The 19,131-nt window shown below is 72.9% G+C and carries 17 protein-coding genes and 1 tRNA gene; 14 read left to right on the top strand and 4 right to left on the bottom strand.

The features are described 5' to 3' along the window. Nucleotides 1–179 precede the first annotated feature (179 nt). The 5 genes from O2W17_RS03675 to O2W17_RS03655 are packed head-to-tail and all read left to right on the top strand — an operon-like array spanning nt 180 to nt 5,241. Nucleotides 180–974, top strand: a complete 795-nt coding sequence (locus tag O2W17_RS03675; RefSeq protein WP_269191040.1) for an ABC transporter ATP-binding protein — start codon at nt 180–182, stop codon at nt 972–974. Next, a complete protein-coding gene (locus O2W17_RS03670; protein ID WP_269191039.1) occupies nt 971–1,882 on the top strand; it encodes an ABC transporter ATP-binding protein in 912 nt (303 codons plus the stop codon). Before O2W17_RS03675 ends, O2W17_RS03670 begins: the two co-directional genes overlap by 4 nt. After that, nucleotides 1,879–2,769: a branched-chain amino acid ABC transporter permease gene (locus O2W17_RS03665; protein ID WP_269191038.1), complete on the top strand. Its 891-nt coding sequence runs from the start codon at nt 1,879–1,881 to the stop codon at nt 2,767–2,769. Before O2W17_RS03670 ends, O2W17_RS03665 begins: the two co-directional genes overlap by 4 nt. Next, nucleotides 2,762–4,000 carry a branched-chain amino acid ABC transporter permease gene (locus tag O2W17_RS03660; protein ID WP_269191037.1) on the top strand — a complete coding sequence of 413 codons (1,239 nt, stop codon included), beginning with the start codon at nt 2,762–2,764 and terminating at the stop codon, nt 3,998–4,000. The genes O2W17_RS03665 and O2W17_RS03660 overlap by 8 nt, the downstream gene beginning before the upstream one ends. After that, nucleotides 3,997–5,241 carry an ABC transporter substrate-binding protein gene (locus tag O2W17_RS03655; RefSeq protein ID WP_269191036.1) on the top strand — a complete coding sequence of 415 codons (1,245 nt, stop codon included), beginning with the start codon at nt 3,997–3,999 and terminating at the stop codon, nt 5,239–5,241. Before O2W17_RS03660 ends, O2W17_RS03655 begins: the two co-directional genes overlap by 4 nt. A 54-nt stretch (nt 5,242–5,295) precedes the next feature. On the opposite strand, the gene O2W17_RS03650 is transcribed toward O2W17_RS03655, so the two are convergent. Continuing rightward, the gene (locus tag O2W17_RS03650) at nt 5,296–6,453 is read right to left on the bottom strand and encodes an MFS transporter (RefSeq protein ID WP_269191035.1); all 1,158 of its coding nucleotides are present in this window, start codon (nt 6,451–6,453) and stop codon (nt 5,296–5,298) included. A gap of 598 nt (nt 6,454–7,051) precedes the next feature. On the opposite strand from O2W17_RS03650, the gene O2W17_RS03645 reads away from it, so the two are divergent. Then, complete coding sequence (locus O2W17_RS03645) at nt 7,052–7,666, top strand: hypothetical protein (protein WP_269191034.1); 615 nt, start codon at nt 7,052–7,054, stop codon at nt 7,664–7,666. Between the two features lie 282 nt (nt 7,667–7,948). Here the strand turns inward: O2W17_RS03645 and O2W17_RS03640 are convergent. Further along, nucleotides 7,949–8,024: transfer RNA gene (locus O2W17_RS03640), tRNA-Lys, on the bottom strand. A gap of 253 nt (nt 8,025–8,277) precedes the next feature. Here O2W17_RS03640 and O2W17_RS03635 point away from each other — a divergent pair. The 4 genes from O2W17_RS03635 (at nt 8,278) to O2W17_RS03620 (ending at nt 11,393) form a co-directional block, all read left to right on the top strand. Continuing rightward, a complete protein-coding gene (locus tag O2W17_RS03635) occupies nt 8,278–9,474 on the top strand; it encodes a L,D-transpeptidase (RefSeq protein ID WP_269191033.1) in 1,197 nt (398 codons plus the stop codon). 79 nt (nt 9,475–9,553) lie between these two features. Beyond that, complete coding sequence (locus O2W17_RS03630) at nt 9,554–9,955, top strand: hypothetical protein (RefSeq protein ID WP_269191032.1); 402 nt, start codon at nt 9,554–9,556, stop codon at nt 9,953–9,955. A 66-nt stretch (nt 9,956–10,021) separates the two neighbouring features. Beyond that, complete coding sequence (locus O2W17_RS03625; RefSeq protein ID WP_269191031.1) at nt 10,022–11,101, top strand: sialidase family protein; 1,080 nt, start codon at nt 10,022–10,024, stop codon at nt 11,099–11,101. Nucleotides 11,102–11,111: 10 nt separating this feature from the next. Further along, nucleotides 11,112–11,393: a MoaD/ThiS family protein gene (locus tag O2W17_RS03620; protein WP_269191030.1), complete on the top strand. Its 282-nt coding sequence runs from the start codon at nt 11,112–11,114 to the stop codon at nt 11,391–11,393. Between the two features lie 79 nt (nt 11,394–11,472). Here the strand turns inward: O2W17_RS03620 and O2W17_RS03615 are convergent, their stop codons facing one another. Both O2W17_RS03615 and O2W17_RS03610 read right to left on the bottom strand, forming a co-directional pair. Next, nucleotides 11,473–11,715 carry a hypothetical protein gene (locus tag O2W17_RS03615; protein WP_269191029.1) on the bottom strand — a complete coding sequence of 81 codons (243 nt, stop codon included), beginning with the start codon at nt 11,713–11,715 and terminating at the stop codon, nt 11,473–11,475. A 177-nt stretch (nt 11,716–11,892) separates the two neighbouring features. Continuing rightward, nucleotides 11,893–13,680, bottom strand: coding sequence for an AMP-dependent synthetase/ligase (locus O2W17_RS03610; RefSeq protein WP_269191028.1), 1,788 nt, complete (start codon nt 13,678–13,680; stop codon nt 11,893–11,895). 133 nt (nt 13,681–13,813) lie between these two features. Here O2W17_RS03610 and O2W17_RS03605 point away from each other — a divergent pair, with 133 nt between their 5' ends. From O2W17_RS03605 to O2W17_RS03590, 4 genes are all read left to right on the top strand, one after another. Continuing rightward, nucleotides 13,814–14,956 (top strand): acyl-CoA dehydrogenase family protein, encoded by a 1,143-nt coding sequence (locus O2W17_RS03605; protein ID WP_269191027.1) that lies wholly within the window; start codon nt 13,814–13,816, stop codon nt 14,954–14,956. A gap of 53 nt (nt 14,957–15,009) precedes the next feature. Further along, entirely contained in the window at nt 15,010–16,224 is a 1,215-nt protein-coding gene (locus O2W17_RS03600; protein WP_269191026.1) for an acetyl-CoA C-acetyltransferase, read from the top strand. A 13-nt stretch (nt 16,225–16,237) separates the two neighbouring features. Continuing rightward, nucleotides 16,238–18,388: a 3-hydroxyacyl-CoA dehydrogenase NAD-binding domain-containing protein gene (locus O2W17_RS03595; protein WP_269191025.1), complete on the top strand. Its 2,151-nt coding sequence runs from the start codon at nt 16,238–16,240 to the stop codon at nt 18,386–18,388. Between the two features lie 67 nt (nt 18,389–18,455). After that, complete coding sequence (locus tag O2W17_RS03590) at nt 18,456–19,091, top strand: TetR/AcrR family transcriptional regulator (RefSeq protein WP_269191024.1); 636 nt, start codon at nt 18,456–18,458, stop codon at nt 19,089–19,091. Nucleotides 19,092–19,131: the final 40 nt, after the last annotated feature.

Below are 19,131 nucleotides of genomic sequence, written 5' to 3'. Positions count from 1 at the left end.
TGCGCGTGATCTACCCCTAGAGTCACGCCTCATGTGTGCCAGATCACTCGTTCGACGTCCCGCGGGCCGCAGGTCCCGGCGGTCCGCCGTGCGGCGGACGGTCTCGTGACGACCGTCCGCGCGCCCCGCCGCAGCGACGCCCCGGTACGGGCGGCCGGCGCCGAGCGGCAGAGCCGCCCGTGCTGAGCATCGACGCCCTGCACGTGACCTACGGCGGCGCCGTCCAGGCCGTGCGGGGGGTGTCCATGGAGGTGCCCGACGGCAAGGTCGTCGCCGTCCTGGGCAGCAACGGCGCCGGGAAGACGACGCTGCTGCGCACGATCTCGGGGACGCTGAGGCTGCACCGCGGCAAGGTGGAGTCCGGCAGCGTGACCTTCGACGGCGCCGACCTCGTCTCCCGCGACCCGGCCCAGGCCGTCCGGCTCGGGCTCGTCCAGGTGCCCGAGGGGCGGCGCATCTTCGGCCGGCTCACGGTGGAGGAGAACCTGCGGGCCGGCGGGATGGGCAACCGGGACAAGGCGGCCAAGTCGAAGGCGCAGGACCGGGTCTACGACATGTTCCCCGTGCTCAAGGAGCGCAGCTCGCAGCGCGGGGCCCTGCTGTCCGGCGGTGAGCAGCAGATGCTCGCCATCGGCCGGGCGCTGATGGCCAGCCCGAAGCTGCTCCTGCTCGACGAGCCCTCGCTCGGTCTCGCGCCCCGCATCATCGGCCAGATCGGCGAGGTCATCGCCGAGATCAACCGGCAGGGGACCTCGGTCCTGCTGGTGGAGCAGAACGCGACGATGGCGCTCGGGGTCGCCGACCTCGCCTACGTGCTCGACGTCGGGGAGGTCTCCCTCTCCGGCGACGCCCGGCAGCTGTCCCAGACCGACGAGGTGCAGCGGCTGTACCTCGGTCACGACGGCGGCGGCGAGGCCGGTGAGCGGCGGGTACGCGTGCCCTCGGGCAAGAAGCTCTCCCGGTGGACGGCATGACCGCCCCGCACGCCGCCGGCTCGCACGCCGCCGGTTCGCCCACCACCGGGCCGGACACCGGGTCGGAGACCCGGTCGGACATCCCGCCGGTCGAGGTCGACGGCGTGAGCGTCCGGTTCGGGGCGATCAACGCCCTCTCGGAGGTGTCCTTCACGGTCGCGCCGGGCTCGATCCACGCGATCATCGGGCCCAACGGCGCGGGCAAGTCGACGATGTTCAACGTCCTCTCCGGCGTCTACAAGGCCGCCGAGGGGCAGGTGCGCTTCGGCGAGCACCGGCTGGACCAGATGCGGCCGTACCAGATCGCCGGCATCGGCGTGGCCCGGGCGTTCCAGAACATCGCCCTCTCCGGCACCCAGTCGGTGGCCGAGAACCTGATGCTGGGCCGCCACCACCTGACCAAGGCCGGGTTCCTGGCGGCCGGTCTGCGGCTCCCGCGGGCCACCCGGGAGGGGAAGATCCACGGTGCCCGCGTCGCCGAGATCGCCGACTTCCTGGAGCTCGGGGAGAAGCTGCACACGCCCGTCGGCGTCCTCTCCTACGGCGACCAGAAGCGGGTGGAGGTGGCCCGGGCGCTGTGCACGGAGCCGCGGCTGCTCCTGCTCGACGAGCCGGTGGCCGGCATGAACGCCGAGGAGACCGACCGGATGGCCGACGCCATCCTGGAGATCCGGTCGGCGCTGGGCATCTCCGTCGTCCTGGTCGAGCACGACATGGGGATGGTCATGTCCCTGGCCGACCGCGTCACCGTCCTCGACTTCGGCCGGCGGATCGCCGACGGCACCCCGGCCGAGGTCCAGTCCGACCCCGAGGTGATCCGCGCCTACCTCGGCTCCGGTGACGAGGAGAGCCCCTCCGAAGCCGCCGCTCACCACCACCCCTCCGACACGCCAGGGGCGACCTCGTGACCCAGTTCCTCTCCCTGCTCCTCAACGGGATCTCCCTGGGCGCGCTGTACGCGCTGATCGCCCTGGGCTTCGTGATCATCTTCAAGTCCAGCGAGGTGGTGAGCTTCACCCACGGCTCGCTGCTGCTGCTGGGCGCCTACTCCATCGCGCGGCTGTCGGACTCGATCGGGTTCCTGCCGGCCGTCGTGGTGGGCATCCTCATCACCGCGCTCGCCGCGTTCGTCATCGAGCGCCTGATCATCAACCGGCTCCGCGGGGCCGCGGTGATCAGCCTGGCGATCGTCACCATCGGCGTCGACATCATCATCCTGACCGAGCTGATCCGGCAGATCGGCTCGGACATCCTCAACGTGCCGCACCCGTGGGGCGGGGAGTCCTTCCGGGTCGGGAGCATCGGGCTCAGCCAGAACCGGCTGATCGCCTTCGTCGTCGCGGCGGTCCTCATCGCCGCCTTCTTCGCGGCCTTCAAGTACTCCAGCTGGGGCATCGCGATGCGCGCCTCGGCGGAGGACGGCGAGACGGCGGCGCTGATGGGCATCCGGCAGGGGCGGGTCTCCGCGCTGGCCTGGGTGGTCGCCGGCGTGCTCGCCGCCGTCGCGGCGCTCTTCCTCGTCGGCTCGCCCACCCCGGGCGTCAGCCCGACGGCGTACGCCGTCGCGCTGCGGGCCTTCCCGGCGGCGATCCTCGGAGGCCTGGACTCGACGGGGGGCGCGCTCGTCGGCGGGCTCCTCATCGGCATCGCCGAGGCGATGGCCGCCGGTTACCAGGACCAGCTGCTCTTCCTCGGCCGCGGCTTCAGCGCCGTCGTCCCCTTCATCGTGATGATCGCGGTCCTCATGTTCCGGCCCTCCGGCCTGTTCGGGACGAAGGAGCTGACCCGTGTCTGAGTCGACGATGACGGCGGCGCAGGGGGCGCACCGGTCGGGCGTCGATGCGGAGTCGTCGGCCGGTGGTGGCGGCTCCCGGTTGCGGTCGCTGCTGCGGCCGCTGCTGCTGGTCGCGTTCCTGTTGGTCCTGCTGGCCCTGCCGCTCTACGTGGAGGAGTTCTGGCTGCGCACGGGGTTCGCCGCCTTCGGCGCGATCGTGGGCGCGATCGGCCTGAACCTGCTCGTGGGCACCAGTGGTCAGCTCTCCCTCGCCCACGCCTTCTTCCTCGCCGTGGGGGCGGTCAGCTACGTCTACGTCTCCGGTGAGCCGGGCGGTCTCGGCGTCGCCGAGCTCGGTGGTCTGGGTCTGCCGCCGATCATCGGCATGATCGTGGGCGTCCTCCTCGCGGGCCTGGCGGGGCTGATCTTCAGCCCCCTCGCGGCCCGGCTGCGCGGGATCTACCTCGGTGTGGCGTCGCTGGCGCTGGTCTTCATCGGCATCCACGTGCTCAACAGCTGGACCGAGGTCACCGGCGGCTTCAACGGGCGGGCGGCACCGAGCTTCTCCCTGTTCGGCTTCACCTTCGCCAACCGGGACCCCGAGCTGTTCGTGCTGGGCGTGCCCTTCCGGGAGGCGGAGCGGCTCTGGTACCTCGGGCTCGTCCTGGCGCTGGCGGCCTACCTCTTCGCCCGCAACCTGCTGCGCAGCCGCCCCGGCCGGGCACTGCAGACGCAGCGGGACAGCGAGGTCGCGGCGTCGGTGATGGGCGTAAACGTCCAGGGCTACAAGGCCAGGATCTTCCTGGTCAGCTCGATGTACGCCGGGCTGGCCGGGGTGATGTACGCACTGAGCATCGGCAGCATCGCACCGGAGTCCTTCGGCCTCGAGCTGTCCATCCTGTACCTCGCCATGATCGTCCTGGGCGGCCTCGGCTCGGTGAACGGGGCCGTGCTGGGGGCGATCTTCGTGAGCGCCCTGCCGCTGATCTTCCAGCGGTACGCCGACCTGATCCCCTTCGTGGGCCGGGGCGAGGGACTGGCGGCCGGAGAGGCGGCCCGGTTCCTGTTCGGCCTCGCCATCGTCCTGGTGATCCTCTTCGAGCCCGCCGGCCTGGCCGGCCTGGCCAACCGCATCTTCGGCCGGTTCCGCCGCCGCCCCGGAGGGCGGCTCACCGAGCGCCCACCCGACACACCCAGCCGTTCCAGCGAACCCACTCCGTCCGATCCACCAGCCCAAGGGAGCACCACGTGAGACTCAGCAAGCGTTCGACCGGCGCCACGATGCTGGCCGCCAGCTTCGTCCTGGCCGCCACCGGCTGCAGCACCAAGGCACCGGAGTCCTCCGGCGGCGGCGGGGGAGGAGCGGCCGCCGGCGACGTCACGACCGACGTCGGGGTCGAGGGCGAGACGATCAACCTCGGCGTGCTCACCGACCTCACCGGTGTCTTCGCCGCCCTGGGCAACGACATCACCAACGCCAACACGCTGTTCTGGCAGAACAACCAGGTCTGCGACACCTACGACGTCACCCTCGACGTCCAGGACACCGGGTACGTCCCCCAGCAGGGCGTCCAGCTCTACAGCGGGATGCAGGACAACGTCCTGGCCATGCAGCAGACGATCGGGTCGCCCATCAACACCGCGCTGGCGCCGGAGTACGAGTCCGACCAGATCGTCAACTTCCCCTCGGCCTGGTCGAAGACGCTGACCGAGATCCCCGGCACGGGCGTCGTGGGGGCCACCTACGACGTCGAGATCGCCAACGGCTACGACTACCTGTTCCGGGAGGGGCTCCTCCAGGAGGGCGACACCGTCGGCCACATCTACTTCGAGGGCGAGTACGGCGCCAACGGGGTCGAGGGCACCCGGGCCGTCGCCGAGGCCAAGGGCCTCGAGGTCATCGAGGCGCAGATCAAGGCGACCGACCAGGACATGAGCGCCCAGATCACCCAGTTCAACTCGGCCGGCGTCGACCTCATCGCGCTGACCGTGGCCCCGGGGCAGACGGCCTCGGTCGCGACGGTCGCCGCTGCGCAGGGGCTGGACGTGCCGATCCTGGGCAGCAACCCGGTCTTCGCGCCCGGCCTGCTCGAGGGCCCGGCCGCCGAGTGGCTGAAGACCCACCTGTACGTGGCCTCGCCGGTGTCGTCCTTCGACGCCCACCCGGAGCTGCTCCAGCAGTACCAGGAGGCCTACCCCGACGCCGTCCCGAGCCTGGGCGTCGTCGTCGGCTTCGGCATGAGCGAGATGATGAAGCAGGTGCTCGACGCCGCCTGCGAGAACGGCGACCTCACCCGTGAGGGCGTCCTGACCGCCTTCCAGGAACTGGAGGAGGTCGACACCGGCGGCCTCGTCGTCCCGATCCGCGGCTTCGAGGTGGGCCAGTCGCCCAGCCTGGAGAGCTTCATCCTCCAGCCGGCCGACGTGCCCGGTGGTGCCACCGTCCTCGAGGACGCCTTCGAGGGCGAGTTCGCGGCGGACATCGCCGGCTGACCCCGCACGACCGGCGGCGCCCCCTCCCTCCGGGGAGGGGGCGCCGCTGCGTCGTCACAACCGTCGGGCGCGGGCGACGGGCAGGAGACGGACGGCGAGCAGCGCGGTGACCGCGGCCGCCACGGCCAGCGGCAGGGCCGCCGACGTCGCCCGCGCGGCCACCGCCATGACGAACGGCACCGCGAAGCCGAGGTACGCGCAGGCCAGGAACAACGACGTCAGGGCGCCGAGGCGGGCCGGTGGGGCCAGCCGTGCCGCCAGCGTGAGCCCCGCGGCCAGGCACAGCCCGCCGCCCGCGCCCAGCAGCGGCGCGGCGAGCACCAGCCAGGCCAGCGCGCCGCTCTCCGCGAACGACGCGGCACCGGCGAACCCGAGCGCGCCGAGCGCGGTGCCGACGACCGCCGTCCACGTCCCCAGCCGGCGCTGCAGACCGGCGACGACCGTGCCGGCTCCCAGCGTCACGCCGGCCAGCACGCCGGTGACCGCCACGCCGCCGTAGGGCAGCTCCACCAGCAGCGGGACGGCGCTGATGACGGTGGAGGGGAACGCGTAGACGCACACCGCCACCGGGGCCAGCACGGTCACCAGCAGGGCGCCGTCGCCCCGCCGGATCAGCGGTGCGGCGGGTGCCGCGTCCGTCCCGGTCGGCCGGTCCCGCTGCAGGTCGACCGTCTCGGGCAGCCGCAGGGCGAAGGCCAGCCCGACGGCGACCAGCACGGTGTGCACCAGGTACGACAGCACGGTCGGCCACGGCGCGTACTGACCGAGCAGCCCGCTGGTGAGCGGGCCGAGCGAGAACCCGGCGGTCATCGCGAAGGCGGCCCGCCGTCCGCCGGCCCCTTCCCCGGACGCGCGCGAGAGCTCGCCCACCCAGGCACTGCCGACGCTGAAGACGATCCCGCTGACGACCCCTTGGACGAAGCGGGCGCCGAACAGCAGCGCCAGCGAGTCGCCGGCCGCGGCGAAGGCGAGCGAGGCCAGCCCCGACAGGACGATGCCGGGGATCGCGACCTTCCGGCGGCCGAGGCGGTCGGACAGCGGCCCGGCCAGCAGGAGAGCGGGGACGAGCCCGGCGGCGTAGGAGCCGAACAGCGCCGTCAGCACCTCGGCCGAGAGGTCCAGCCGCTCCTGGTAGACCAGCAGCAACGGGGTGGGGACGTTGGTGCCCGCTGCCACGGCGAAGAGCGCGAACACGGCGCGCTTCCAGATCACCGGGCGACCCTACGGCCCGCTGCCGGTCACCCCGTCCCAGGTCGGCCGCGTCGGCCGTCCGCCGTCCGGGGAGGCCGGCAGACCGGGATGGGGGTCGCTCACGCCTCCGTGTCGGCGCGTGCCCACCCGGGGCAGCTCTCACCGCCGCGAGATCGCGCGTGCGCCCATCACCAGGGACGCCGTGCCGAGGAGGAAGACGACGACGGCCGGCCAGCGCAGGGTGGTCGTCGGGATGGCGTTCGGCATGCGTCCAGCCTCGCGCTCACCGGCCCGCGCACGGGTGCTGTGCGCGTATGAGCACCTGACCGGGTGACCGTGCCTGCCCGCTCGAAGCCTCCCGCATCGACAGCGTCCTCGAAGGACCGCCTTGCTGTCCTCCTTCTGCCAGCACAGCCCGTGCTCTGGCTGCCGAGATGACCGCCACGCCTGCCGGCCTCTACTACGCCTCGGCCGAGACGTCGGCAGCGAACCGGGGGCGGGGTGAGGGGCGCCGCCAACGGGTGGGACCCGTTGTGGTGACGCGCATCATCGCCACCCCCTCCGGCGTTCGCAGTTCCTTTACGTTGCCGTTCACCATCAATCCGTAACGGGGGCAGCCATGACGCAGGACATCCACCAGGCGGCGGAGACGGGGCCGGCCGTGCCGCTCGAGGTGGGCCCCGAGGCGGCCACGCCACGGCAGCGGGCGGCTTGGGCCGTGCCGGCCGCGGCGCTCGTCGTCGGACTTCTCGTCGGTGGCGGGGTCGGTGCTGCGATCGCCACCAGCGACCCCACCACCTCCGAGGAGTACCAGGCGCTGCAAGGCGACCTGGACGAAGCCGAGGCGCGGGTCATCGCCATGTCGGACGCGGCGCGCAAGGCCGACGGCCGTGCTCGTGAGGCTCAGGAGGAGGCGGCGCAGCAGCGCGCGGCCCTCGACGAACAGGCCGCCGAGGTCGCCGCTCGCGAGCAGGCCGTCGCGCAGGTGGAACGGCAGATCGCAGCCACGTCCATCGGCGTGGGCACGTGGACCGTCGGCGTGGATGTCGAGCCGGGCACGTACCGCACTTCCGAGCCGGTTCTGGGTGACTGCTACTGGGGGATCTACGCCTCGGGCACCAACGGCAGCGACATCATCGAGAACGACATCGTCCAGGGAGGCTTCCCCACGGTGACCCTGCGCGAGGGGCAGGACTTCGAGAACAACCGCTGCGGGACGTTCGTGAAGCAATAGCCGGGCGCGAAGGAGACCCCTCCCTCCTTGCCGGCGGGAGGGGTCTTCGCGCTGTCGGCGCCGCTGCGTCCGGGAGCTACCGGATGCGCTGGGCGGATCGACATCGCCGCAGGGCGGATGATCTCGTCGACGGGTGAGGGGCCGGCGGAGTCGATCGAGGAAGCCGACGTCCACGGACTCGAGCCTGCAATCGCCCCGCCGATGAATGCGCTTACCTCGCGCCACGGCCCCCGAGAACGACGAAGCGGCGAAGCCCGGAGGCGTCGCCGCTGATCGATCGTGTGGTGCGCCATCAGGGACTCGAACCCCGAACCCGCTGATTAAGAGTCAGCTGCTCTGCCAATTGAGCTAATGGCGCGGTGCGCCCGGCGTGCCGGGCAACGAGAGGGAACGATACCAGCGCCGGCCCCGGTTCCCGGTGGCGGGGTGGCGTGCTCTTCGCCACGGCATCCCCCTCGTGCCGGGGCTGTCGCGCGGTGACCTCCACCGGGACCAGGGCTCCGCCCGCGGGTCGTGACCTACTGCACGGTCGGGTGTCGTAGCGGCGTGGACACTGGTGGGGATAGTCCTGCCCGGGTCCGGGCGGGGTGGGGGGAAAGGAGTCGGGACAGGTGCGACGGACAGCCGCAGTGATCGCCACCGGGGCGCTGGTCTTCCTGGCCGGGTGCAGCGGGGAGGAGCCCGCCGGCCGGTCCGGTGACCGGGAGGCCCCGGCCGCCGCCGAGCCGGCGACGATCGGGCTGGCGGTCGCCGACGGGGCGGTCGACGTCTCACCCGTGGTCCCGCTGGAGATCTCGGTGGACGACGGGGAGCTGGCCGGGGTGACCGTCACCGACGGCGCCGGTGCCCCCGTGCCCGGCGCCGTGGCCGACGAGCCGGCGGCCGCCGCGGACGACGGTGCGCAGGTCTGGACGCCGGAGACGCCGCTGGCCTACGGCACGAGCTACACCCTGACGGCCACCGCCACGAACGAGGACGCGGAGGAGACGACGGCGACGTCGACCTTCACCACGGTGGACCCGCAGACGCTCTCCACCCCGGGCATCGGCCCCCTCGACGGCCAGACCGTCGGCGTCGGCATGCCGATCCGGGTCTACTTCGACGACCCGGTGGCCGACAAGGCCGCCGTCGAGAGCCACCTGCAGGTGACCAGCACGACCCCCACCGACGGCGTCTGGAACTGGTTCAGCGACAGCGAGGTGCACTTCCGCCCGTCGACGTACTGGCCGGAGGACATCGAGGTCACCCTCGACGCGAACCTCTACGGCGTCGACTTCGGCGAGGGCGTGTGGGGGGAGAAGGACCGCTCGGTGTCCTTCTCCGTCGGCGAGCGGCACGTGTCGGTCGCCGACGCCGCCGCGCACACGCTGGAGGTCTACGACGGCGACCAGCTGGTGAAGACCTTCCCGATGAGTGCCGGCGGCCCCGACTTCCCCAGCCGCAACGGTCCGCACGTGGTCACCGAGCTCAACCGGAACCGGGTGATGGACTCCAGCACCTACGGCACCCCGGTGGACAGCCCGAACGGCTACCGCACGCCGGTCGAGTACGCCGTCCGGCTGAACGACAACGGCGAGTTCGTGCACGCCGCCCCGTGGTCGATCGCCGAGCAGGGCCGGGAGAACGTCTCGCACGGCTGCATCAACCTCTCGACCGACCGCGCCGCCTGGTTCTTCGACTTCTCCCGGCCCGGTGACGTCGTGGAGATCGTGAACTCCGAAGGGCCCACCCTGTCCGCCGCCGACGGCGCCATCTACGACTGGGCGATCTCCTGGGAGGACTGGCAGGCCGGCAGCGCCCTGGCGTGAGGACGCACCGCCGCGATACGGCGTTTCCTCCCGCCTGACCAGGGGCATCACCCGTCCGCTACACCGAGGAGGGGTTGCCGTGGACGCCTGGCTGATCGTCCTGATCGTCGTCGTGGTGCTGGTGCTGATCGCCCTCGCGGCGTTCGCGTACTCCAAGCGCAACCGCGTCTCGCGCGTGCGCCGCGAGGCGGAGCACCGCGAGCAGGCACGGGAGAACCTGCAGGAGGCGCAGGTCCGGGCGGCCCGCGCCGACCGGGAGCAGGCGCTCGCCGAGGAGCAGGCCGCCCGCGCCCGCCGGGAGCTGGCCGAGGTGCAGGAGCGCGCCGCGCGCGTCGAGCAGGAGGCCCGCCGCCGCGCCGCCGGCGCGGCGGAGGACCGCACGGCCGCCGAGCAGCTGCGGGCCGAGGCCGAGCGGCTGGCGCCCGACGTCGTCGCCGACGGCCAGCACCCCCACCCCGAGGGCGGCGCCACCCGCCGCTGAGCCCACCGCTCAGTTCCGGCCCCGCCGGCGGTCTCACCCTCGAGACCGCCGAACCGGAGGGGTGCAATGACCGATCTGCTGGCCATCGGGACGCGCAAGGGGCTGTGGCTGGCCCGCAGCGAGGACGACCGCCGGACCTGGACCCTCGACGGGCCGCACCTGCTGGCCCAGGAGGTCGCGGCGGTGTCCATCGACAACCGCCGGGCCGCGCCCCGGCTGCTCGCCGGGGTTCAGTACGGCCACTGGGGGCCGAGCGTCACCTGGTCCGACGACCTGGGCGGGAGCTGGCACGAGACCGACTCCGGCGCGATCCGCTTCCCGGCCGACACCGGCGCGGCGCTCGGCCGCGTGTGGCAGCTGCGGCCCGACACCGCCGACCGGCCGGACGTCGTCTGGGCCGGCTGCGAACCGCAGTCGCTGTGGCGCAGCACCGACGGCGGCTGCAGCTTCTCTCTCGTCCGCGGGCTGTGGGACCACCCGCACCGGCCCACCTGGGAGCCCGGCGCCGGCGGGGGCGCGGTGCACACCGTGCTCCCCGACCCGGACACCCGGCGGGTCACCGTCGCCATGAGCACCGGTGGCGTCTACGTCAGCGACGACGGCGCGACCGGGTGGCGGCCGCACAACCGCGGGATCAGCGCGGTGTTCCTGCCGGAGCCGCCGGAGTACGGCCAGTGCGTGCACAAGGTCGCCGCCGACGCCGGCGACCCGCGCCGGATGTACGCGCAGAACCACTTCGGCGTCTTCCGCACCGACGACGGCGGCGCCTCGTGGGCCTCGATCGCCGAGGGTCTGCCCGTCGACTTCGGCTTCCCGATCGCCGCCTCGCCGACCACGCCGGGCACCGCCTGGGTGGTGCCGCTGGTCGCCGACGTGCAGCGGGTGCCACCGGACGGCCGGCTGCGCGTGCACCGCACCCGGGACGCCGGCGCGAGCTGGACCGAGGTGGGCGCCGGGTTGCCCGACGGTTCGTGGACCGCGGTGCTGCGGGACGCGTTCTGCACCGACGACCACGAGGCGACCGGTCTCTACGTCGGCACGCGGGACGGCTGCGTCTACGCCAGCGCCGACGAGGGCGACACCTTCAGCACCGTCGCCGAGCACCTGCCCGACGTGCTCGTCGTCCGGGCCGCGCGGCTGCCGTGAGCAGGCGGGCATGAGCGTCGAGGTGGTGCTGCCCGGTGCCCTGGCCGACCTGGCCGGGGGCGCGCGGCACCTGGATCTCCGGCCCGACGGCGGCACGTTGGCGGCGGTGCTCGACGCCCTGGCGGCCACGCACCCGGTGCTCGGCCGCCGGATCCGGGACGAGGCGGGCGCGGTGCGCCGGTTCGTGAACGTCTACGTCGACGGGGAGGACGTCCGCTGGCAGGGCGGGCTGGCGGCGGCGGTGCCCGACGGCGCGGTGGTGCACGTCCTGCCGTCGGTCGCCGGCGGCTGACCAGGCATAGGAGGCTTTGCCTGTGGTTTGGCGCCCGAATCCGTAGGCATAGCTTCCTATGCCTGGGGGGGGGGAGGGGTCAGAGTGCGGCGAGGGTGGCGCAGTTCGGGCAGAGCTGGGTCTCCTCGTAGCCCTCCGGGGGCCACGGCAGCTGCTCGTCGATGGAGACGTAGGCGCCGCACAGCGCCTTGCGGCTCTGCCCGCTCACCCGGCCGATGGTCGCGTGGGCCGGGCCGATCTGCCGGGGCGCCAGGCCTTCGGCCCCGAAGGAACCGACCATGACGACCGCGTGAGCCGTGCCGTACGCGTAGACGCTGGTCATGCCGACCAGAGTCCGAGGCTTCCGCCCGCTGCGCCACCACCGCCGGTCACGTGTCGGCCGCACGCGTCACACCGGTCCCACCCGTGCCGGAAACGGCACCTAAAGTGCCCCGGACGGCCGGAAAAGCCCCCGTCCGCACGAGGCGGGCGGGGGCTCTCCGGGATTGCGGGGCGGGGCTCAGGCGTAGATCTTCTCCACCTCGCCGGCGAACTCCTTCATGACCACCGAGCGCTTGAGCTTCAGCGACGGCGTCAGCTGGCCGCCCTCCACGGTCCACTCGACCGGCAGGACCGCGAAGGACTTGATGGCCTCCGCCTTGGACACCTGGGTGTTCGCCCGGTCGACCGCGGCCTGGATCTCCGCCAGGACCTCCGGGTCGTCCACCAGCTGCGCGAGCGGGGTGTCGGTCGGCCGGCCCTTCGTCTCCAGCCAGCCCGGCAGCGCCTCGGCGTCCAGCGTCACGAGGCAGCCGATGAACGGGCGGTTGTCGCCGACCACGATGCACTGGCTCACCAGCGGGTGCGCCCGGATCTTGTCCTCGAGCACGGCCGGTGAGACGTTCTTGCCGCCGGAGGTCACGATGATCTCCTTCATCCGGCCGGTGATCGTCACGTAGCCCTCGTCGTCGATGACCCCGAGGTCGCCGGTGGCGAACCAGCCGTCGCGCATCGTCTCCGCGGTGGCGTCGGGGTTGTTCCAGTAGCCGCGGAAGACCTGCGGGCCGCGGACCTGGATCTCGCCGTGCTCGCTGATGCGCACCGCCGAGCCCGGCGCCGGCCGGCCCACCGTGCCGACCTTCATCGCGTCCGGGCCGCTGACCGTGCTCGGTCCGGTGGTCTCGGTGAGCCCGTAGCCCTCGAGGATCGTGACGCCGATGCCGCGGAAGAAGTGACCGAGCCGCTCGCCCAGCGGGGCACCGCCGGAGAGGGCGTACTCGACCTTGCCGCCCATCGCCGCCCGGAGCTTGCCGTAGACGAGGGCGTCGAACAGCTTGTGCTGCAGGTTCAGCCCGAGGCCGGCGCCGCCGGTGTCCTGCGCCTTGGACCAGGCGACCGCGACCCGCTCGGCGCGGTCGAAGATCGCCCCCTTGCCGCCGGCGTGCGCCTTCTGCCGTGCGCCGTTGTAGACCTTCTCGAACACCCGGGGGACCGCGACCAGGAAGCTCGGCTGGAAGGTGCCGAGATCGGCCAGCAGCTCGGTGAGGTCGGCGGTGTGCCCGAGCCGGGCGCCGTTCTCCACGCAGCCGACCTCGATGATCCGCGCGAAGACGTGGGCCAGCGGCAGGAAGAGCAGCGAGCTGGCGTTCTCGGCGGCCATGGCCGGGATGACCTGGGGGGCCAGTTCGGCGACGTACATCAGGTTGCCGTGGGTGAGCTCGCACCCCTTCGGCCGCCCGGTCGTGCCGGACGTGTAGATGATCGTGGCCAGCGTGTCGGCGGACAGCGTCGCGCGCCGCTCGGCGAGCACGCCCTCGGGCACCTCCGCCGCCCGGGCCGCGACGGTGTCGAGGTCGCCGGCGTCGATCTGCCAGACCTCGCGCAGCCCGGGGAGGCCCTCGCGCACCGACTCGACCATGGACCGGTGGTCGGCGGTCTCGACGACCACGGCCACCGCGCCGGAGTCCGACAGGATCCACTGCGCCTGCTCGGCCGACGACGTCTCGTAGATGGGGACGGCGACGCCGCCGGCGGTCCAGACGGCGTAGTCGGCCAGCGTCCACTCGTACCGGGTCCGGCTGAGGATGCCGACCCGGTCCCCGGCGCCCACCCCGGCGGCGATCATCCCGCGGGCCAGCGCCGCGACCTGCTCGGCGAACTCCCGGCTGGTGACCGGCACCCAGGTGCCGCCGACGTTGCGGCTGAACGCCGCCCGGTCGGGTGAGGTGGCGGCGTGCTCGGTGACGGCATCGGGCAGGGCGGCGGTGGCCGGGATCTCGAACGTTGCGGGGCTGGAGTGCTCCTGCACGGGTGGGCTCCTGACGCTGACGGGTGCCACGGCGGCTGTGACGTGGCGGACAAAGATACAGAACGAGCGGTCTGTATGTTCGGGTTCCCGGCGCGGTGATCGCCGGGTGGCCGCAGACCTCCGGAGGTTCCCTGTGCAGTCCGCGCTCTACGAGGCCGAGCACGAGGCGTTCCGCGCCATGCTCCGCGACTTCCTGGCCAAGGAGGTCGTCCCGCACCACGCAGCGTGGGAGGAGGCCGGGGTCGTCGACCGGTCGGTCTGGCTCAAGGCGGGGGAGCAGGGGCTGCTCGGCATGGACGTGCCCGAGGAGTACGGCGGCGGCGGGATCACGGACTTCCGCTACAACGCCATCCTCTCCGCGGAGGTCAGCCGGGTGGGCGCCAGCGGCCTGGGCTTCACGCTGCAGAACGACGTCGTCGCGCCGTACCTCACCGCGCTGACCACCGAGGAGCAGAAGCGGCGCTGGCTGCCCGGCGTCGTCAGCGGCGAGATCATCACGGCGATCGCCATGACCGAGCCGGGCGCGGGGTCGGACCTGCAGGGCCTGAGGACGACGGCCCGCCGCGACGGCGACGACTGGGTGCTCACCGGCTCCAAGACCTTCATCACCAACGGCATCAACGCCGACCTGGTCATCGTCGTGGCCCGCACCGACCCGGAGGCCGGCGCCCGCGGGTTCTCGCTGCTCGTCGTCGAGCGGGGCATGCCCGGGTTCGAGCGCGGGCGCAACCTCGACAAGGTCGGCCTCAAGGCGCAGGACACCGCCGAGCTGTTCTTCGAGGACGTGCGCGTGCCGGCGGCCAACCTGCTGGGCACCGAGGGCCAAGGCTTCTTCCACCTGATGGAGAACCTGCCGCAGGAGCGGCTCTCCATCGCCGCGGGCGCCGTCGCCTCCGCCCGGCACGTGCTCGACCTGACGGTCCGGTACTGCAAGGAGCGCACCGCGTTCGGCAAGCCCATCGGGGCGTTCCAGAACACCCGCTTCGAGCTCGCCGAGATGCACACCGAGGTCACGATCGCCGAGACCTACCTGGAGAAGGCGATCCTCGAGCACAACGCCGGGCGCTTCACCGTCGAGGACGCCGCCATGGCCAAGTGGTGGACGACGGAGCTGCAGAAGCGCGTCATCGACCGGTGCGTCCAGCTGCACGGCGGCTACGGCTACATGCTCGAGTACCCGGTCGCCAAGGCGTTCGTCGACTCGCGCATCCAGACCATCTACGGCGGGACGACCGAGATCATGAAGGAGATCGTCGGCCGCTCGCTCGGCGTCTGACCCCACCACAGCACGCTCCCGAGAGGACGAGTCATGGCCACCGAGGTACGAGCATGAGCACCGAGGCGTTCATCTACGACGCCGTGCGCACCCCGCGCGGCAAGGGCAAGAAGACCGGGGGGCTGCACTCGGTCAAGCCGATCAGCCTGGCCACCGGCCTCATCGACGCGGTCCGCACGCGTAACCCCGGGCTGGACCCGCAGCTGGTCGACGACATCGTCCTCGGGGTCGTCTCCCCGGTGGGCGAGCAGGGCGCGGTCATCGCGCGGACCGCCGCCCTTGCGGCCGGCCTGCCGGACACCGTCGCCGGCGTGCAGATCAACCGGTTCTGCGCCAGCGGGCTGGAGGCGGTCAACCTGGCCGCGCAGAAGGTGCGCTCCGGCTTCGAGGACCTGGTGCTCGCCGGCGGCGTCGAGTCGATGTCGCGGGTGCCGATGGGCTCCGACGGCGGGGCCTGGCCGATGGACCCCGAGACCGCCGCCCGGACCGGCTTCGTGCCGCAGGGCATCGGCGCGGACCTGATCGCCACGCTCGCCGGCTGGAGCCGGGAGGACGTCGACGCCTACGCCGCGGAGTCGCACGCCCGCGCGGCCAAGGCGTGGTCCAACGGCTACTTCGACGGGTCGGTCGTCCCCGTCGTCGACCGGAACGGCACCGTCGTCCTCGACGCCGACGAGCTGGTCCGACCCGGCACCACGGTCGAGTCGCTGGCCGCGCTGCCCTCGGCGTTCGCCGGCATCGGCGACATGGGTGGCTTCGACGCGGTGGCGCTGAACAAGTACCACCGGGTCGAGCGGATCGACCACGTGCACACGGCCGGCAACTCCAGCGGCATCGTCGACGGCGCCGCGCTCGTCGTCGTCGGCACCGAGGAGGCGGGCACCCGGAACGGGCTGACCCCGCGCGCCCGCATCGTGAGCGCCGCCGTCTCCGGCTCCGACCCGGTGATCATGCTGACCGGCCCGGCGCCGGCCACGCACAAGGCGCTGGCGAAGGCCGGGCTCACCGTCGACGACATCGACCTGGTCGAGATGAACGAGGCGTTCGCCGCCGTCGTCCTGCGGTTCATGGCCGACACCGGCTTCGACCACGAGCACGTCAACGTCAACGGCGGCGCCATCTCGATGGGGCACCCGCTGGGCGCCACCGGCGCGATGATCCTGGGCTCGCTCGTCGACGAGCTCGAGCGGCGCGACCTGCGCTACGGCCTGGCCACCCTGTGCGTCGGCGGCGGCATGGGCATCGCCACCGTCGTCGAACGAGTCTGAGGAGCACCCACGCATGTCCGAGAGCACCATCCGCTGGGGGCAGGACGCCGACGGCGTCGTCACGCTCACCCTCGACGACCCCTCCTCGTCGGCGAACACCATGAACGACGCGTACGTGCGGTCGATGGGCGAGACGATCGACCGGCTCGCGCGCGAGAAGAGCTCGATCCGCGGGGTCGTCCTGACCAGCGCGAAGAAGACCTTCTTCGCCGGCGGCAACCTCGGCAGCCTGATCCAGGCCACCCCCGAGGACAAGGACGCCGTCCTCGCGCAGGTGACGCTGGTCAAGAGCCAGCTCCGCCGGCTGGAGACGCTGGGCATCCCGGTCGCGGCCGCCATCAACGGCGCCGCACTCGGTGGTGGGCTGGAGATCGCCCTCGCCTGCCACCACCGCGTCGTCCTCGACGACCCGAAGGTCAAGCTCGGCTTCCCCGAGGTGACCCTGGGCCTGCTGCCCGGCGGCGGTGGCATCGTCCGCTCGGTCCGGCTGCTCGGCCTGACGACGGCGCTGCTCGAGTTGCTGCTGCAGGGCCGGCAGGTGCGGCCGGAGAAGGCGCTGGCGCTGGGGCTGGTGCACGCGACGGCCGCCGACCGCGACGAGCTGCTGGCCAGGGCCCGCGCCTGGGTGCTCGCGAACGAGACCGCCGCGCAGCCGTGGGACACCAAGGGCTACAAGGTGCCCGGCGGCACCCCGTCCTCGCCGTCGCTGGCCGCGAACCTGCCGGCGTTCCCGGCCAACCTGACCAAGCAGCTCAAGGGCGCGCCGTACCCGGCGCCGTACGGGATCCTGTCGGCCGCGGTGGAGAGCCTCCAGGTCGACGTCGACACCGCGTTCACCGTCGAGGGGCGCTACTTCGTCGATCTCGTCGTCGGCCAGATCTCGACCAACCTGATCCAGGCGCTGTGGTTCGACCTGAACCGGATCAACGGCGGCGGCTCCCGGCCGGAGGTCGCGGAGACCTTCCGTGCCGCCAAGGTGGGCGTGCTCGGCGCCGGGATGATGGGCGCGGGCATCGCGCACGCCTTCGCCACGGTGGGCGTCGACGTCGTCCTCAAGGACGTGAGCGCCGAGGCCGCGGAGAGGGGCAGGGCGCACGTCGGCGGGCTGGTCGGCAAGCAGGTGGGCCGCGGCCGGATGAGCCAGGAGGAGGCCGACGCGGTCCTGGCCCGGATCACCCCGACCGGCGACGCCGCCGACCTGGCCGGCTGCGACGTGGTCGTGGAGGCGGTCTTCGAGGACACCGCGCTCAAGCACCGCGTGCTGAGCGAGGCCGAGGCCCACGCGGCGCCGGGTGCGCTGCTGGCGTCCAACACCTCGACGCTGCCCATCACCGGGCTGGCCGAGGGCGTCTCGCGGCCCGCCGACGTGGTGGGCATGCACTTCTTCTCGCCGGTGGACAAGATGCCGCTGGTCGAGCTGATCGTGGGGGAGCGGACCTCGGACGCCGCGCTCGCCCGCGCCTACGACGTCGTCCGGCAGATCGGCAAGACGCCGATCGTCGTCTCCGACAGCCGCGGCTTCTTCACCAGCCGGGTGTTCGGCACCCTCGTCATGGAGGGTGCGGCGCTGCTGGCCGAGGGGCTCGCCCCGATGAGCATCGAGCGGGCCGCCCTGCAGGCCGGCTTCCCGGCCGGTCCGCTGACGCTGCTCGACGAGGTGACCCTGACCCTGCCGCTGAAGATCCGGGACGAGGCGGCGAAGGCCGGCGCCGGCGACGACCACCCGGGCGTCGCCGTGCTGCGGACGCTGGTCGAGCACGGCCGCACCGGCAAGCCCGCCGGCGCCGGCTTCTTCGACTGGCAGCCGGAGAAGCGGGTGTGGCCCGGGCTGGCCGAGCTCTTCCCGGCCAGCGACGCGTTGCCCTTCCGCGACGCCCAGGAGCGGCTGCTGTTCGCCATGGCTGTCGAGACGGCGCGCTGCCTCGAGGAGCAGGTGCTGCGCACCGTCGAGGACGCCAACATCGGCTCGATCATGGGCATCGGCTTCCCCGCGCTGTACGGCGGCGTCCTGCAGTACGTCGACCAGTACGCGGGCGGGGTCGCCGGGTTCGTGGCCCGCGCCGACGAGCTGGCCGACCGCTACGGCGAGCGGTTCCGCCCGCCGGCGCTGCTCCTGGAGCGGGCCGTCCCCGCCGGGAGCCTGCGCGCGGCGGCCGCGGTCTGAGCACGGGGGAGCGGGGCGGCGCCGAAGTGCGGCGCCCCGCCCCGCCGTCCTTCCTACGATTCCGGTCATGGCCGAGAGCGGGGAGTTGCAGGTGACCACCGCTCCGGTGCGCCGGACCCAGGCCGAGCGCCGCGCGAGCACCCGCGACGCGCTGGTGCGGGCGACGGTCGAGTCGCTCGTCGAGCTGGGCTACGCGCGGACCACCACCCAGGAGGTGCAGCGCCGGGCCGGGGTCTCCCGGGGGGCGCTCACCCACCAGTTCACGGCGAAGTCCGACCTGGTGCTGGCCGCCGTCGACCACCTCTACGAGGAGTTCAGCGCCAGCGTCCGGCAGGCCGCCGCCGACCTCCCGGCCGAGTCCGCCGCCCGCATCCGGCTGGGCGTCGAGCTGGTCTGGGAACGGTTCCACGGCCAGCTCTTCGTCGCGGCGATGGAGCTGTGGGGCGCCGCCCGCACCGACGCCGAGCTGCGGGCGGCGCTGCTGCCGCACGAGCGCCGGCTGGGCGTGCAGCTGCGGTCGCTGGCGATGGAGGTGTTCGGCGAGCAGGTGGCGCGGCACCCGCAGGCCGAGGCGGTCTACCAGGTGCTGCTCACCTCGATGCGAGGCCAGGCGCTCACCTACTCGCTGCAGCCCGACGCCCCGCGCACCGGCCCGCACGTCGAGCACTGGCAGTCGATCATCGAGGCCTTCACCGCCTCCTGAGCCCGCAGCCCGGGTGACCGCCCGCGCCGGGCTCCTCGCG

Source organism: Blastococcus sp. VKM Ac-2987 (genome assembly GCF_026967805.1).
Lineage (GTDB): Bacteria > Actinomycetota > Actinomycetes > Mycobacteriales > Geodermatophilaceae > Blastococcus.
This window is presented reverse-complemented; position numbering and strand designations above follow the sequence as displayed.